Raw genomic sequence first — 16435 nt, 5'->3', positions numbered from 1 at the left:
AACCGCGGCGGAGCTAGGTCCGGATTCCCAGGTGGTTCGCCAGGATGTGTTCGGCAATGGCCATGGCCGAGGTTGCCGCCGGCGAGGGCGCGTTGCGCAGCAGCGTGACCGGCCCGACCTGGTCCACGGCAAAGTCATCAAGCAGGGAACCGTCCCTGGACCATGCCTGGGCGCGAACTCCCGCGGTGGTCTTGTGCCGCAGGTCAGAGGGCAGCAGCTCCGGGATGAAGGCCTGGGCAGCCTTGAAATACAGCGGCTTGAAGAGCGACGCGGCAATTTCCTTTCCACCCATTTTCCAGTGGGCCTTGGCCAGGGCTCCGGCCCCGGGCCACCGCAGGGATTCGACGGTGTCGCGGACCGAGATCCTGCCCCACGAATACCCCTCCCGGGCCAGTGCCGGTACGGCGTTGGGCCCCACATGCGTTTCGCCATAGACCCCGCGGGTGAAGTGGACCCCGAGGAACGGGAATGCGGGGTCCGGAACCGGGTAGATCATGCCCTTGACCAGGTCGTTGCGCTCGGGGGCCAGGGACCAGTACTCGCCGCGGAACGGCAGTATCCGTGGCGAGTCCGAGGCCCCGACCAGCTTGGCGACGACATCCGAATGCAGGCCGGCGCAGACCACCATCCGGTCGAAGACGTGGGTGGTGCCGGAGGTTGAAACGCGGCAGCTGCCGGGCGAGGATTCAACGGCCTGGACCTTTTGGTTAAGCAGCACCCTGCCGCCGGCCCGCCGCACCTGGTGGGCCATGGTTTCGGCAATCACCGCATAGTCGACGACCGCGGTATGCGGGGAATGCAACGCGGCGACCCCCGCCGCATGCGGCTCGATCTCGCGCAGCCGCGCCATGGAAACGCGAGCCAGACCGGGGACCGCGTTCAGGGCGGAGCGCCGCTGGATCTCCTCGAGCCGCGGGACCTCTTCGGCATTCAGGGCCACCACGAGTTTCCCGGCCTCGCGGTACGGAAGGGAATGCTCCTGGCAGTATTCGCGGGTCATCGCCCGCCCCTTGGCGCAGAGTTCGGCCTTGAGCGAGCCGGGTTGGTAGTACAGCCCGGCGTGCACGACCCCGGAGTTGTGGCCGGTTTGGTGCATGGCCACACGGGATTCCTTCTCCAGCACCGTCACGTCGAAGTCCCCCGTGCGGGACAGCGCCTGGGCGATGGCCAGGCCCACGATCCCGGCGCCAACGATCCCGATGCGTTCGACCATGATTTTCCGCCCTCCCTGCGCACAAATGGTGGTGTCCCCAAAAACCCCAGGGGACCTTCGCATCGTCTCACGACACCGCCGGGATGGGTATGGCTCCTCGGGGACGACGCCATCCACCCGGCTACCGGATGAGCGGGGTGTCCACGGCCTGCCCGTTGACGCTGCGCACCTTCCAGGGTCCCTCGTCGTTGTCCAGCAGCGAGACCGAGCCGTTGAGGATGCTGTCGAACGTGCATCCGGCGAGCGCGGAGAGCGTGTAGCGGATGATCGTCCCGTGGCACACCACCGCGACGTTCCTGCCCGGGAGGTCCGCGGCGATCTTCTCGATCGCCGCTCTTCCGCGGGCGACCACTGAGTCCAGGGCCTCGATGCCGCCGCCGACCTTGTTGGGCCAGAGCTTTTCCCATTCCTCGTCCGTCATGCCCTCGGCCTGGCTGTAGTCGCGCTCGATGAGTTCGTCATAGCTGCGGCCAAGTTCGATGCCCAGGCCGGCGGCGATGATTTCGGCCGTTTCACGCGCCCGGGAGAGCGGGGAGCTGACGATGGCGTCCCACGTTCCGGCGCCAAGCACCGCCACGGCGTCACGGGCCTGCTGGCGTCCGACGTCGTTGAGCGGGATGTCGCTGGAGCCCTGCAGGCGGCCTTCGGCGTTCCAGTTGGTCTGTCCATGGCGAATGAATCCAAGTTTCATGCTTTCATTCTCCCGGTTCCCGCTCTCCGCCGCCCACCTTGTGACGAAGCAGGGCAGCCGTCCCCCGGGTGCGACACGGAGGGCAGGGGCATGCACCCGCCCCTTCCGCGGATTGAGCTTCCGTGCGATCCTCTAATGGGCGAGAGGCGGGAGACATGAAGGTGCAACGGCTGGAAGCCGCACTGGCCGCATTCGAGGACCCGGCGGCCAAGGCACGCTCGCTGGTGCCCCTGTACCGGGCGTGGGCCAGCACCGAGGCCATCCCCGCACCGGTGCGCCCCGTGGTGGCCAGGTCCTGGCAGCGGCAGTCGCTGAAGAACCCTGCCGTCCGGCCGCTGGGTTCGGCGGGGATCGGGGACCGCAGGGAACGCGCGGCGGTGCTTTCCGGCCTGGTGCCGATGCTCGAGGACCGCCTGCTGCCCCTGGCGGCGGATGCCGGCAACGAGCTGGTCATCAGCGACGACGAGGGCTACGTCCTGTGGGTTGCCGGGCCCTCCCCCATCCGCCGGCGCAGCGAGGACATCGGATTCGTCGCCGGCGCGCGCTGGCGGGAAACCGACGTCGGCACCAACGGGCTGGGCGCCGCCATGGCCGAACGCACCCCGGTGCAGATCTTTGGCCCGGAGCACGCCCGCGAGGAACAGCACACCTGGGTGTGCACCAGCGCCCCGATCATCGAGGAACGCTCCGGCCAGGTGCTTGGCGCCATCACGCTCTCCGGCTCCTACCGCACCGCCCACCCGCACACCCTGGCGCTGGTCAGCGCGACGGCGCGGGAGGCCACCGGCCTGCTGGCGGCGCGGCACGAGGGCGCGCTGCACCTGCTGGCCGGCTCGGTTCCCGTCCCTTCCGGCCGGCACGTGCTGGTCGATGCGCAGGGCTGGGTGGCGCATGCGGCGGGCTTCGGGGTGGGGAACCGCCTGCGGCTTCCGGGCGGCCTGTGCGCCGGCGGGGCGTGGGTGCCCGAGCTCGGTGCGGTGGTGGCCGAAGAGGTCCCCGGGGGCTGGCTGCTGCACGGTGGCGACCGTGCGTCCGACGCCCGGCTGGAATTCTCCCCGGCCCCCGTGCCGGTGGCCGCCATCATCCAGGACGGGCAGCGGACCGAGATCCGGCTCAGCGAGCGGCACGGGCAGATCCTGGCGCTGCTGGTGGCCAACCCCGAGGGACTTGACGCCCACGCACTCATGGAACGGCTGCCCGGGACCACCACCACCGTCACGGTGCGCGCCGAGCTGTCGAGGCTGCGCGCCCGGCTCGGCGGGCTGGTCGAGTCCCGGCCCTACCGCCTGGGCCTGCCGGCGGACTTCCGCCCCTGAACCGCGGCGGGCATTGCAACCTTCTGCAACCCTCGCGGCACTGTGACCCAGCTCATAGCATCGTCTCCATCGCAACACGCTTTCGAAGGAGAAGGACATGACTGAAGTGAACGCCGGCGCCGCGGCGGAACAATGGCTCGGGGAACTGGAACGCGCCCTGGGAGCGGGCAACACCGAAGCGGCCGCGGCCCTCTTCGGCGAGGAATCCTACTGGCGGGACCTGTCCGCGCTGACCTGGAACCTGCACACCTCCGAGGGCCGCGGGGAAATCAAGGACATGCTGGACGGGGTCGGGCCCGACGCCTGGCCGCGGAACCTCGCCCTGGCCTCCGCCACCGAGGGCGACGGCGTGGTCGAGGCCTGGTACACCTTCACCAACAAGTCCATCGACGGCAAGGGGCTGTTGCGGCTGCGCGAGGGAAAATGCTGGACGCTGCTCTCCACCGCCCAGGGACTGCGCGACTTCCCGGAACCCGCGGGGGCGCTGCGCGAACGCGGGGCCGAGCACGGCAGCGAAATGTCCTCGGAGAACTGGCTGGACAAGCGCACCCGCCGCGAGGCCGAATTCGGCATCACCGAACAGCCCTACGTGCTGGTCATCGGCGGCGGGCAGGGAGGCATCGGGCTGGCGGCGCGCCTCAAGCGCCTGGGCGTCCCGGCGCTGGTCATCGACAAGCACCCGCGCCCGGGCGACCAGTGGCGCTCGCGCTACCACTCGCTGTGCCTGCACGACCCCGTCTGGTATGACCACATGCCCTACATCCCGTTCCCCGACCACTGGCCGGTGTTCACCCCCAAGGACAAGATGGGCGACTGGCTGGAGCACTACACCCGGCTGATGGAACTGGACTATTGGTCCAACACCGAGGCCACCTCCGCCACCCACGACCCGGACACCGGCAGCTGGACGGTGCAGCTGACCCGCGAGGGGAAGGCGCACACGCTCCACCCCGCGCACGTGGTCATCGCCACCGGCATGTCCGGGATCCCCAACATCCCCTCCTTCGAGGGCCGGGATGTCTTCGCCGGGGAACAGAATCATTCCTCGACCCACCTGGGCGGCGAGGCGTACCGCGGCAAGGACGTGGTGGTCATCGGCGCCAACAACTCCGCCCACGACATCTGTGCGGACCTGGTGCAGAACGGTGCCAGGCCCGTGATGGTGCAACGCTCCAGCACCCACATCGTGCGCTCCGAGTCCCTGATGAACACCGTGCTCGGCCCGCTGTACTCGGAGGAGGCGCTGGCCAACGGCATCGACCACGAGACCGCGGACCTGATCTTCGCCTCCATCCCGTACAAGGTGCTGCCCGAATTCCACCGCCCGGCCTTCGAGAAGATCCGCGCCGACGACGCGGACTTCTACCAGGGGCTCGCCGACGCCGGGTTCGACCTGGACTTCGGCGACGACGACTCCGGGTTGTTCCTCAAATACCTGCGCCGCGGCTCGGGCTACTACATCAACATCGGCGCCTCGGAGCTGGTCGCCGACGGGTCCATCGCCCTGGCACACGGCGACGTGGCGCAGCTGACCGAGGACTCGGTGGTGCTCGACGACGGCACGGTGCTCCCTGCGGACGCGGTCATCTACGCGACCGGCTACGGGTCCATGAACGGCTGGGCCGCCAAGCTCATCTCCCAGGACGTCGCCGACGCCGTGGGCAAGTGCTGGGGCCTGGGCTCTGACACCACCAAGGACCCCGGTCCGTGGCAGGGCGAGCTGCGGAACATGTGGAAGCCGACCCAGCAGGAGAACCTGTGGTTCCACGGAGGGAACCTGCACCAGTCCCGGCACTATTCCAAGTACCTGGCGCTGCAGCTCAAGGCCCGCTTCGAGGGCATCGACACCCCGGTCTACGCGCTGGCCGAAACCCACCACGCCTCCTGACGGCGGCCGCCGTGCCCCGAATTCCGGCGTATTGTCGGGGCTTCGGGGCACAATGGTGGTGTGAGTCCCGCACGCCACGATCCTGCCCAGACGCAGCTTCCCCTGGATGACGAAGCGATCGCCGCGATGGCGCCCGCCCACCCGGAGGTCGAAGACGTGGCCAGCGCCGAGGCGGTTGCCAGCGCCGTGCAGCGCGAGCTCGAGGCGCTGCGCATCGACAACAAACGGCTGCGCAAGCTGCTTGACTTGGGCGCCTCCGAGGCCCGGGCCGCCGCCCCGGACCAGGGGCAGCTTGCGCTGGCGGCGCCCGGCCCGGTGACCGCCGCCTCCCCGGAGGCCGAGAAGATCGCCTTCTATATGGACCTGTTCCGCACCCGGACCGACGTCTTTGCGCTGCGCTGGGAGAATGCCGCGGAGGGAAAGGCCGGCTGGGTGCCGGCGGTTCCCGGCGGCTGGCGCAAGTGGATGGACCGGGACAACACGAACTACACCCGGCTCACCCCCGCCGAGGTCGAGGCCCACCTCCGGGGCCGGCAGCACATCGGGCTCTACCCACTCACCGAGGCCGACAGCTGCGCCTTCGTGGCCGCCGACTTCGACGGTGCGGCCGCGATGCTCGATGCCCTGGCCTATCTCAAGGCCGCCCGCTTCCGGGGCATCCCCGCCGCACTGGAAGTCTCGCAATCCGGGCGCGGGGCCCACGTGTGGATCTTCTTCACCCACTTCGTCCCGGCCGAGGCGGCCCGGGCCCTGGCCACGTCGCTGCTGCACGAGGCCATGGGCATCCGCGGCTCGATGTCGCTGCGCAGCTACGACCGGCTCTTCCCCTCCCAGGACCGGCACACCGGCAAGGGCATGGGAAACCTGATCGCCGCCCCGCTTTCGGGGCGGCGCCGGATGCACGGCACCACGCTCTTCCTGGATCCCGCGACCCTCGAACCCTTCGGAGACCAGTGGGCCTACCTCTCGGGGCTGGGCCGGGTGAGCCCCGGGGAACTGAAGAAACTGCTGCGCTCCCTGCCGCCGCCGGCCACCGGGCGCAAGACCCGTTTGGAGGTCCCGGCCTCCTCCAAGATCTCCCCGCGCCCGGCGCCCATTGTCCAAGCGGTCATCGGTGCACGCATCACCCTGCGCTCCACCGACCTGGGCCCGGCCATGGTCACCGCACTGAAGCACGCCGCGGCCCTGCCCAACCCCGACTTCTACGAGCGCCAGCGCCAGCGCCGCTCCACCTGGGGCATCCCGCGCTTCCTGGCCAGCTACGACGAGAGCCTCGAGGGCGACCTCATCCTGCCACGCGGGCTGCTGCCGATGCTCGAGAAGCTGGTGGAAACCGCCGGCAGCCGCCTGGCGCTCACCGACGAGCGCGTGGGCGGCCAGCCCCAGGACTTCGCGTTCACCGCAACCCTGCACCCCGAGCAGGAGCGGGCCTTCAAGGCGCTGGCGAATCGCACCCACGGCGTGCTGGTGGCGGCCCCCGGCAGCGGCAAGACCGTCATGGCCTGCGCCCTGATCGCGGCCAAGTCCGTCTCCACGCTGGTGCTGGTGGACCGCAAGACGCTGGCGGACCAGTGGCGCGGGGAGATCCTGAGGTTCCTGGGCGAGAAGTCCGGGCAGATCGGCGGCGGGAAATCCAAGACCACCGGGCGGATCGACGTGGCGCTGCTGCCCACGCTGGCGCGGCGCAAGAACGTCGCCGAGCTGGCCGCCGGGTATGGGTTCGTGGTCGTCGACGAGTGCCACCACGTCCCCGCCGCCGCGTTCAGCCAGGTCATGAACCAGATCCCTGCCCGCTGCTGGCTCGGGCTCACCGCCACCCCGTACCGGCGCGACGGGCTGGAAGAGCTGATCTTCCACCAGCTCGGCAGCTTCACCCACGAGTTCACCGCACCACGCCACGGGGAATTGCCGCAAAGCGCCGCCGAGTATCCGGCCCCGGCACTGCAACTACGGCTGCACGAGACCGCCTTCGAGTACGACGGGGACATCGATCCGAGCTCGCCGGGCGGCATCACGCAAATCCACAAGATCCTCATCGAGGATCCGGCCCGCGTGGCCCAGGTCGCCGGCGACATCATCGAGGCGCACGCACAGGGCAGGCAGGTCCTGGTGCTTTCGACCTGGAAACGGCACCTGCAGCTGATTTCCGAATCGCTGCGCGCCGCTGGCCTGGATCCGGTCGAGCTCACCGGCTCGCTCAAGGCCGGGGCACGCCGCGCAGCCATGGAGCGGATCAATTCCGCGCCGGCGGACGAACCGCTGCTGGTGCTGGGCACCGGGTCGCTGATCGGCGAGGGCTTCGACTGCCCGCGCCTGGACACGCTCTTTCTGGCGGCCCCGATTTCCTTCCGCGGCAGGCTCCTGCAGTACGCCGGACGCGTCACCCGCCCGTACCCGGGCAAGGCCGATGCCGTGGTGCACGACTATGTCGATGTCCGCACCCCGGTGATCGCCAGGGCCTACGACAAGCGTTCGGCCGGGTACCGGGAGCTGGGGTTCGAGCCGGTGACGGCCGCTACCCCGCGTCCAGCTCCCTGACGGCGCCGGTGGCGGTGTCAGCCCGGAAACCACGTTCCCAGGTTTGCCCGCCGGCATGCACGGCGCAGCGCACCGTTGCGTGCCCGCGGGCCACGTCGGCATCGGTGACGGTGTAGGCGGGGGTGAAATACAGGGCCGATTCCCCGGGCCCCACCGCCGCGGCCGGGAAGGCTGCGGCCACGTCCCCGTCGAAGTTTCCCTCCAGCACCGCTTCGACGGTGTGGCCGGACGGGTTACGGAAGCGCCCGGTGAAAGCCAGGATGTCCCCGGCCCGCAACCCAGGTGCGCCGGGCCCGTAGTTCACGTCCTGGGCCTCGCGGGTGCCCAGGACCTGGTCCCCGTCCCCGTAGCCCTGCCCGATCTCCTTCCAGGTGTGCACGCCCCACTGCGCGGGCGCCGCGGAGATGGTGTGGGATTCCCCGACGCTGCGCCAGGAGGCGGGGCGTCCCGGGGTGATCGAGCGCAGCACCAGGCAGAAGTCCCCGCCGTCGTCATCGAGGTACGCCTCGGCTGCCGCGTCCAGGGCGGCAGGAGCCAGGTGCTCCGCGGCCAGCCGGGCAAAGACGATCTCGCTGTACCCGTTGTCCTCGTAGAGAACCCCGAGCGACCCGTCGGGCAGCAGCGCCGCGGTGGAGTAGGCACTGGATCCGCGGCGGATCGCAGCGACCGGGCGCCAGCTGGCGCCCTCGTCCCGGGACATGCTCAGCACGGTGTTGCGGCGCAGGTCTGCGTCCCGGTTGTTGGTGGCCAGCAGCAGCCCCGGGCCCGCTCCCGGTTCCGGAAGCCGCAGGATGCTGCCGTTGTCGCTGGGATCCGGCAGGCTTGGCACTTCCTCCAGCGGCCCGTAGCTGTGCCCGCCGTCGGTGGAGATGGCCTGCATCCGGGCGCCGCGGGCCCGGGAATTCAGCAGCACCCGCCCGCCGGGCAGCTCGACGACCTTGTTCTCGTTGGCCTCGGTGGCGGTGGCCTGCCCGAGAGTCCAGGTCTCGCCGTGGTCATCCGAGTAGGCGGAGGCGGCGCGGATGTTCCCGTGCAGCAGGATGACCATTTGCTGGACCAGGCGCCCGGCCCACGGCCCGTGTTCGAGCTGGATCCCGGCCCCGGCCGCGGCGAAGATCCCGGTGATGCCCTCGCGCTTGAGCGCCCCGGTCAGCCGCCGGTGGCTCCAGGATTCCCCGTCGTCATCCGAGAAGGACACATCCACGTGCTGCACCGCGTCCTCGGGCTCCAGGCCCTCAACGGCCTCAAAGAACCCGGCATGGGTGCCGGCGGCGTGGAAGCAGAAGATCCTCCCGGTGGCCTTGTCCACCAGCAGGCTGGGATCCCCGAAGCCCTGCAGCCCGCTGCCGGTGCGGATTTCGCGCTGGGCCTCCCAGCTCGTCCCGTTGTCGAAGCTGCGGCGCAGCAGCAGGTCGATGGTGTTGGGCAGGTCATCGAGGTTGGGGCGCCCGTCGTAGGCGGCCAGCACCGTTCCGCGCGTGGACACCGCCAGCGCGGGGATCCGGTATTGGCGGTGGCCGCCGGCGCCGCGGGCTGCCAGGACCTGGTGGGAGAACGGGGAATCGTCATGGGGCATCCCCCATCTCTACCGCCGTCCCGCCGTCCGCACCAAGTCGGCGCATGCTGCGTTACGGGGCAGAACATGAGCCGGGGCGTGGCGCGGACCTTTCCGGGTTCCGCACCACGCCCCCGGTGTCGTTGCGCCGGGCGGCGACTCAGCGCAACGGGTTGAAGTGCCGCATGATCGCCGGGGTCGACTCCCCGGTGATCGAGGCGGCGAGCATCTTGCCGGTCAGCGGGCCCAGCGCCACGCCCCACATGCCGTGGCCGCCGGCCACATGCACGCGGTTCGAGCGGGTGGCCCCGATCAGCGGCAGCCCGTCGGTGGTGCAGGGCCGGGAGCCGACCCATTCCTCCTGGCGGTCCTCCCAATTGATGCCGGTGAACAGCGGGGAGGCCGCGGCGACGATGGCCTCGATGCGCTTGGGCTCCAGCGGGTGGTCGGCATCGCGGAACTCCATGGTGCCTGCCACCCGGAACCTGTCGCCCAGCGGGGTGCAGGCCACGCGCTGGGCGGGGAAATAGATCGGGTGGGTCGGCATGACCTCGGGAACCACGGTGAAGGAGTAGCCGCGTCCGGCCTGGACCACGCGCTTGACGCCGAATTTCCGCGCGAGCTTGCCCAGCCAGGCGCCGGTGGCGATGACCACCGCATCGGCTCCCTGGGTGCGTCCGTGGACGTCGACGACCTCCACGCCGTGGGCGTGTTCGCGGATGTCGGCGACCTCGAAGTCGGTGGTGATCCGTCCGCCGCGGGCGATGACCGAGTCGGCAAGGGAGTCCATGAACTTGGGCGGGTTGATGAAGCGCTGGTGGTGGATCGCGACACCGGCCTTGACGCCGTCGCCGAGGGTGGGTTCCATGGCACGGATGTCCGCGGCGTCCAGCAGGTCGAATTCGACCTGGCCGCCGGAGGCGCGGATGCCCTCGAACTCGTGCAGCAGCCCGTCGCGGTCCTTGAGGCTCTTGAAGCCGGTCAGGAAGGGTTCGGCCGGCTTGGTGGGTTCGGAAACGCCGGTGCCCAGGGTCGTGGTTCCGCCGCCGCTTCCGGAGGCTCCGCCGCCGACGGCGGCCTGGTCCCGGCCGATCCGGGTGACGGCGTTGGCCTCGGAGATCTCGTCGAAGGCGTCCAGGCCGGTGGCGCCGATCTCGCTGAACACGGCCATGGCCTCGCGCCATTTCCCCGGGGTGCAGTGCCGGGCGAAGCCGAGCAGGAAGCGGATCAGCGAGGGCTTGGCCGAGAGCGGGATGTACAGCGGGGAGGCGGGATCGAACATGGTCTTGAGCCCGTAGGTGAGCACCGAGGGTTCGCTCAGCGGCAGCGTGAGGGCGGGGGTCAGCCAGCCGGCGTTGCCCCATGAGGACCCGGCGGCGACGCCGTCGCGGTCCACCACGGTGACGTTGACACCGCGTTCCTGGAGGTACCAGGCGGTGGCGAGTCCCACCATGCCCGCACCGATGACGACCACGTTTTCCGGCGTCTGCGTATTGCTCATTGTTCGCTCCAATCCTTGTGCACTCTCGCGTCGCTGCGGCACCTCGTGGTGCGGCGGCGGAAGTAGATGTTTGTGGGATGCAATGGGGGGAAGGCCGGGCCAGCGGGCACCGCGGTGCCGCCTGCCTTGCCCTCCCCCCACTCATTGCTGCCCGGGGATGCGTTCCGGGTTTAGACGTAGTCCTTGTACTTCTCCAGGTGGCGGACCGGGGTGGACAGGGCGTCGCGGCGGAACGGGTCGCCCAGCTCGCGGGTGCACATGACCTCGATGACGGTGGTCTTGCCGTCGACCATCTGGGCGTTCAGGGCTTCCTTGAGGGCGGCACCGACGTTCTCCAGCTTGTCCACGACGATGCCCTCGGCACCCATGGAACGGGCCATCTCGGCGAAGGACTCGCCGTTGTCCAGCTCGCCGGCGATGAAGCGGCGGTTGTAGAACTCGACCTGGTTCTTCTTCTCGGCGCCCCATTGGCGGTTGCGGAAGACGACCGCGGTGACCGGCAGGTCGTGGCGCACAGCGGTGAGGACCTCGCCCATGCTCATGGCCCAGGCGCCGTCGCCGGCGTAGGCGATGGCCGGGCGGTGCGGGGCCGCGGCCTTGGCGCCGATGATGGTCGGCAGCGCGTAGCCGCAGTTGCCGAAGGACATGGGGGCGAAGAAGCTGCGCGGCTTTTCGAAGCGCAGGTAGCTGTGGGCCACGGAGTTGATGTTGCCGATGTCGGTGGAGATCATGACGTCTTCCGGCATGGCGTTTTCCAGTTCGCGCAGCACCTGGCGCGGGTGCAGCCAGTTGCCTTCCTCGCCCTTGGCCTCCTCGATGACGTCGAGGGAGTACTCGTCCTTCTCGTGGGTCCACCCGGAGAGCTCCTGCTCCCAGGCGTCCTTCTCGGCCTTGATGTTCGCGGCGCGCTCGGCCTTGGTGGCGTCCGAGGCGAGCTCGGTGCCCTCGAGTCGCTTGACCAGTTCGATGGCCACGGCCTTGGCGTCGCCGGTGATGCCCACGGAGATCTTCTTGACCAGTCCGAGCTTGGTGTGGTCCGCGTCGATCTGGATGATCTTGGCCTCGGTGGGCCAGTAGGCCTGGCCGTACTGCGGCAGGGTGCCGAACGGGCCAAGCCGGGTGCCCAGGGCGATGACGACGTCGGCCTCGGAGATCAGCTTCATGCCGGCCTTGGAGCCCTGGTAGCCCAGCGGGCCGGCCCAGAGCGGGTGGCTGGCGGGGAAGGAGTCGTTGTGCTGGTAGCTGTTGACCACCGGTGCGCCGAGGCGCTCGGCCAGGGCCTTGGCTTCCTCGACGCCATCGGCCATGACCACGCCGCCGCCGGAAACGATGACCGGGTTCTTGGCGATCTTGAGCAGCTCGATGGCCTCGTCGAGGGACTTGGTGCCGCCGGCGCCGCGGTCCACGCGGCGCGGGGCCGGGATCTCGGTGATGGATTCGCCGTAGAAGTAGTCGCGCGGGATGTTCAGCTGGGTCGGGCCGTTTTCGCTCATCGCGCGGTCGAAGCAGCGGGCGGTGAATTCGGCCATGCGGTTCGGGTGGGTCACGTGGCCCTGGTACTTGGTGAACTCCTGGAACATCGGCAGCTGGTTGGCTTCCTGGAATCCGCCCAGGCCGATGGTGTTGGTTCCGGCTTCCGGGGTGATGATCACGACCGGGCTGTGGGCCCAGTAGGCGGCGGCGATGCCGGTGACGCAGTTGGAGATGCCCGGGCCGTTCTGGCCGATGACCACGCCGTGGCGGCCGGAGGCACGTGCATAGCCGTCGGCCATGTGGGCGGCGCCCTGTTCGTGGACGACCGGAACCAGGCGGATGCCGGCCGGGGCGAAGATGTCCATGGCGTCCATGAAGGCAGAGCCCATGATGCCGAAGATATCGGTGACGTCGTTGGACACCAGCGTCTCAACGAAGGCTTCCGACGACGTCATCTTCTGCGCGCCCTTGACGACCTCGCGGGATGTGGCCTTTTCAGTCATTACAAGTCTCCTTCGTGGATCAAGACGTCGCAATCACGCAAAGTCTCAAAAAATGATTCGAACTGCTCCCATAAACGGGATTGCTCACAAAGCTATGCGATCCAGCTCACATCCGTCAAGCCCCTATTCCATTTATTCTTCGTACTGATACGATTTAATGAAACTTCGCACAACGGATGATTGGATCGATCATGGAAAATCTCACGGAACCGGATCTCGGGCCCGCGGGTGCCGTCCAGGGCGAAACACCGGCCCTGCGCCTCTTCGCACTGCTGGAGCTGATCACCACCCGCGACCAGCTCTTCACCCTGCAATCCCTGGTGGACCAGACGGGGCTTCCCAAACCGACCCTGCACCGCATGCTGCAACAGCTCGAGGGCGCCAACCTGCTGACCCGCCAGTCCGACGGCCGGCATTACGGCACCGGTTCGCGCATGCGCCGCATGGCCGAGGACGTGCTGCTCAACGACACCCGGCACGGCACCCGGCACGCCATCCTGCGCGGACTGGTCGACGAGATCGGCGAAAGCTGCAACATCACGGCACTGTCCGGCAACGAGGTCATCTACCTGGACCGCGTCGAGACCAACGAGCCCCTGCGCGTGCACCTGGGGCCCGGCTCCCGGGTGCCGGTGCACTGCTCCGCCAGTGGAAAGCTGATCCTTTCCCAGTTCGGTCCCACGCAGCGCGAACGCGTGCTGGCCACCGGGAAGCTGCAGCGCTTCACCGCGCACACGCTCACCGACAAGGCCCAGATCGAGGCCGAACTGACCCAGATCCGGCGCAACGGCTACGCCGAGGACCGCCAGGAATTCCTGGACGGGCTGGTCTGCCTGGCCGTGCTGGTTCCCAACCCCGCCGGCCGTTCCAACCTCTGCGTCGCGGTGCAGGCACCGATGATGCGCAAGAGCTCCGCGGACCTGCTCACCTTGCTGCCGGCCCTGCGCCAGGCCGCCGAGAGCATCGCCCGCATCGAGGACCACGCGGATCTGGGCTCCCCCGAGTCCGAGCCGCTCGCGGCAGGGTGGTGACCCGGATGAACCACCAAACACCCGAGCTCGCGGCCCAGGAGCTGGTTTCGGTCCGTGAGATATTCGGCATCGACAGCGAGCTGCGCGTGCCGCGGTTCCTCGAGGCCACCGAGCACGTCCCGCCCATCGACCCGGCCTACAGGTTCAACGCCGACGTCACCCTGGCGATCCTGGCCGGGTTCACCCACAACAGCCGGGTGATGGTCCAGGGGTTGCACGGCACCGGAAAATCCACCCACATCGAGCAGGTCGCCGCCCGGCTGAACTGGCCGCTGATGCGCGTGAACCTGGATGGCCACATCAGCCGCCTGGATTTGGTCGGCAAGGACACCGTCGTGGTCCGGGACGGGGCACCGGCCACCCGGTTCCAGGAGGGAGTGGTGCCCTGGGCGATGGTCCAGCCGATGGCCCTGGTCTTCGACGAATACGATGCCGGGCGCCCCGATGTCATGTTCGTCATCCAGCGGCTGCTGGAGCGCGACGGCGGCTTCACGCTGCCGGACCAAAACCGCGTCATCCGCCCGCACCCGCATTTCCGGCTCTTCGCCACCGCCAACACCGTCGGGCTGGGCAACCTCAACGGGCTGTACCACGGGGTGCAGCGGTTGAACCACGCCCAACTGGACCGCTGGAACATCGTTGCGGCCCTGGACTACCTGCCGGTGGCCGACGAGGTGGACATCGTTGCCGCCCGCGTCCCGGACCTGGCACAGCAGCCCTCCGGAACGGACCTGATCCGCTCCATGGTGCAGGTCGCCAACCTCACCCGCGACGGCTTTGCCGCCGGGGACATCTCCACCCTGATGTCCCCGCGCACCGTGATCACCTGGGCGGAGAACATCTCCATCTTCCGCGATCCCGCGCTGGCCTTCCGGCTCTCCTTCATCAACAAGTGCGACGAGGCCGAGCGCTTCATCATCTCCGAGTACTACCAGCGCGTCATGGCCACCGAGCTCGACGAGTCCTACGCGCTCGTTCCGGCCGGGGCCTAGCGGAGGCCGGCCGCAACGCCATGGACAGCACGGGAATCGCCGAACGCCGCGCCCAGGAAATCCGCCAGCTGTGCGCCGCGTCCCTGCGCGCGCTGGGCGCCGACCGGCATCTGGAGCTGCTTGGCTCCCGGCCCTACCGCGGCACCGCGGTGCTGCCGTTCAACGCGCCGCACCTCTACCCGCCCTCCCCCGGCGCGGCGTTCGAGTCCTTCCGCGGCGCCAGCGACGGGATGGCGCTGCGCACCCTGCATTCGGACACCGCCGCGCATCTGGCCCTGCTGCCCGAGAATCCCAGCGCCCGACTGGTCTTCGAGGTGCTCGAGCAATTCCGCTGCGAATCCCTGGCCACCCTGCCCGGGGTGGTTTCCAACCTGCGGGCCCGGCACGAGGCATGGTCCAAGGAATACCTGGCCTCGGGCCTGGCCGAAACGTCGCTGGGCATGCTGCTGTACACGATCCTGCAGGTCACCCGCTCGCGGATCACCGCCGAGCCGGTCGTCGAGGAATCCGAGGACATGATCGAGGCGACCCGCGCGAACCTGTCCCCGGTGCTGGGCCCGCTGCTTCCCGCCCTGCGCCGGAACAAGCTCAGCCAGGCCGATTTCGCCCCGCCGGCGCTGGAGATTGCACGTCTTGTCGCCGACGCCGTCCAGGCCCTGGAATCCCGTGCACCTACCCGCAAGGCGCCGAAGGAGTCCAAGGCGGCGGCGTTTTCGCTGCTCGTGGACGTCGAGCGGGAGGCCGCGCTGATCGGGAGAACCGGCACCGGAACCAGCGGCACGCTGGAGGCCGCGGCCGGCGGCTACACGGTCTTCACCCGTGCCTATGACAAGGAATCGGCGGCCCGGGATCTGGTCCGGGAGGACCTGTTGCGCGGCTACCGCGAACGCATTGCCGCCCGGGTGCACACGGAGGCGGTGAACACGGCACTGCTGGCCAAGAAGCTCCAGGGGCTGCTCTGCGTCCCGGAGCGCTCCGGGCACGATTCCGGCGCGGAGGAAGGCCTGCTCGATGCTTCCCGGCTGGGCCAGTTGATTGCATCCCCCACCGAGTCCAGGCTGTTCAAGACCGAACGCTTCGAGCCGGTGGCCGCCGCAACCATCACCTTCCTGGTTGACTGCTCCGGGTCGATGAAGCAGCACGCCGAGGGGCTTGCCGCCTTCCTGGACGTGCTGGTCCGGGCGCTGGAACGCATCGAGGTGCCCTGCGAGGTCCTGGGCTACACCACCGGCGCGTGGAACGGCGGGCGGGCGTTGAAGGACTGGCGCCGCTCCGGCACCCCGGAAAATCCCGGGCGGCTCAACGAGCTCAGCCACCTGGTCTTCAAGGACGCCGCGACCCCGTGGCGCACCGGGCGCCCGGGCCTGGCGGCGATGCTCAAGTCCACGCTGTATCGCGAGGGCATCGACGGGGAAGCTGTGCGCTGGGCACTGAGCCGGCTCGAAACCCAAGGCCAGGAACGCCGGATCCTGGTGGTCATTTCCGACGGCAGCCCGGCGGACGGCGCCACGGCAAACGCCAACGACGAAAACTACCTGCAGCACGATTTGGCCGCAGTGCTTCGCGGGGCCGAGGCCGCCGGCTCCACGACCATCCTGGGCCTGGGCCTGGGGCTGGACATGAGCGAGTACTTCCGCCGCAGCACCATCCTGGATGCCGGGCGGCTCGGCGGCTCCGAGTCCGTGCGCGACCTGCTGGGCCTGCTCGAGCGCTCGCTGCGTCCCGGGCGCTGAT

General features: G+C 69.2%; 11 protein-coding genes. 6 read left to right on the top strand and 5 right to left on the bottom strand.

Annotated elements, in window-relative coordinates; all coding sequences use genetic code 11:
- Positions 1 to 13 precede the first annotated feature (13 nt).
- A complete protein-coding gene (gene lhgO / locus FPY90_RS16075) occupies positions 14 to 1213 on the bottom strand; it encodes an L-2-hydroxyglutarate dehydrogenase (RefSeq protein ID WP_307580104.1) in 1200 nt (399 codons plus the stop codon).
- 121 nt (positions 1214 to 1334) lie between these two features.
- Complete coding sequence (locus tag FPY90_RS16070; protein WP_071214749.1) at positions 1335 to 1904, bottom strand: histidine phosphatase family protein; 570 nt, start codon at positions 1902 to 1904, stop codon at positions 1335 to 1337.
- A gap of 155 nt (positions 1905 to 2059) precedes the next feature.
- Here FPY90_RS16070 and FPY90_RS16065 point away from each other — a divergent pair, with 155 nt between their 5' ends.
- The 3 genes from FPY90_RS16065 to FPY90_RS16055 all read left to right on the top strand — a co-directional run bounded on the left by FPY90_RS16065 (position 2060) and on the right by FPY90_RS16055 (position 7646).
- On the top strand, positions 2060 to 3220 hold the full coding sequence (locus FPY90_RS16065) for a helix-turn-helix domain-containing protein (RefSeq protein WP_071214748.1): 1161 nt from the start codon (positions 2060 to 2062) through the stop codon (positions 3218 to 3220).
- 97 nt (positions 3221 to 3317) lie between these two features.
- On the top strand, positions 3318 to 5108 hold the full coding sequence (locus FPY90_RS16060; RefSeq protein ID WP_498682109.1) for a flavin-containing monooxygenase: 1791 nt from the start codon (positions 3318 to 3320) through the stop codon (positions 5106 to 5108).
- Between the two features lie 60 nt (positions 5109 to 5168).
- On the top strand, positions 5169 to 7646 hold the full coding sequence (locus FPY90_RS16055) for a TOTE conflict system archaeo-eukaryotic primase domain-containing protein (RefSeq protein WP_498682107.1): 2478 nt from the start codon (positions 5169 to 5171) through the stop codon (positions 7644 to 7646).
- On the opposite strand, the gene FPY90_RS16050 is transcribed toward FPY90_RS16055, so the two are convergent.
- From FPY90_RS16050 to xsc, 3 genes are all read right to left on the bottom strand, one after another.
- Complete coding sequence (locus FPY90_RS16050) at positions 7624 to 9222, bottom strand: sialidase family protein (RefSeq protein ID WP_498682105.1); 1599 nt, start codon at positions 9220 to 9222, stop codon at positions 7624 to 7626. The genes FPY90_RS16055 and FPY90_RS16050 overlap by 23 nt on opposite strands.
- Before the next feature lie 139 nt (positions 9223 to 9361).
- A complete protein-coding gene (locus FPY90_RS16045) occupies positions 9362 to 10702 on the bottom strand; it encodes an NAD(P)/FAD-dependent oxidoreductase (RefSeq protein ID WP_498682104.1) in 1341 nt (446 codons plus the stop codon).
- A gap of 170 nt (positions 10703 to 10872) precedes the next feature.
- A complete protein-coding gene (gene xsc, locus FPY90_RS16040) occupies positions 10873 to 12678 on the bottom strand; it encodes a sulfoacetaldehyde acetyltransferase (protein WP_498682101.1) in 1806 nt (601 codons plus the stop codon).
- A 191-nt stretch (positions 12679 to 12869) separates the two neighbouring features.
- On the opposite strand from xsc, the gene FPY90_RS16035 reads away from it, so the two are divergent.
- Genes FPY90_RS16035 through FPY90_RS16025 form a run of 3 tightly spaced genes read left to right on the top strand, consistent with a single transcriptional unit; the run spans position 12870 to position 16434 of the window.
- Entirely contained in the window at positions 12870 to 13709 is an 840-nt protein-coding gene (locus FPY90_RS16035; protein WP_498682100.1) for an IclR family transcriptional regulator, read from the top strand.
- Between the two features lie 5 nt (positions 13710 to 13714).
- Positions 13715 to 14701 (top strand): AAA family ATPase, encoded by a 987-nt coding sequence (locus FPY90_RS16030; protein WP_498682097.1) that lies wholly within the window; start codon positions 13715 to 13717, stop codon positions 14699 to 14701.
- A 20-nt stretch (positions 14702 to 14721) separates the two neighbouring features.
- Positions 14722 to 16434: a cobaltochelatase CobT-related protein gene (locus FPY90_RS16025; RefSeq protein ID WP_498682095.1), complete on the top strand. Its 1713-nt coding sequence runs from the start codon at positions 14722 to 14724 to the stop codon at positions 16432 to 16434.
- Position 16435 lies beyond the last annotated feature (1 nt).

The sequence above is a fragment of the Arthrobacter sp. C2 genome (assembly GCA_024207135.1).
Lineage (GTDB): Bacteria > Actinomycetota > Actinomycetes > Actinomycetales > Micrococcaceae > Paeniglutamicibacter.
This window is presented reverse-complemented; position numbering and strand designations above follow the sequence as displayed.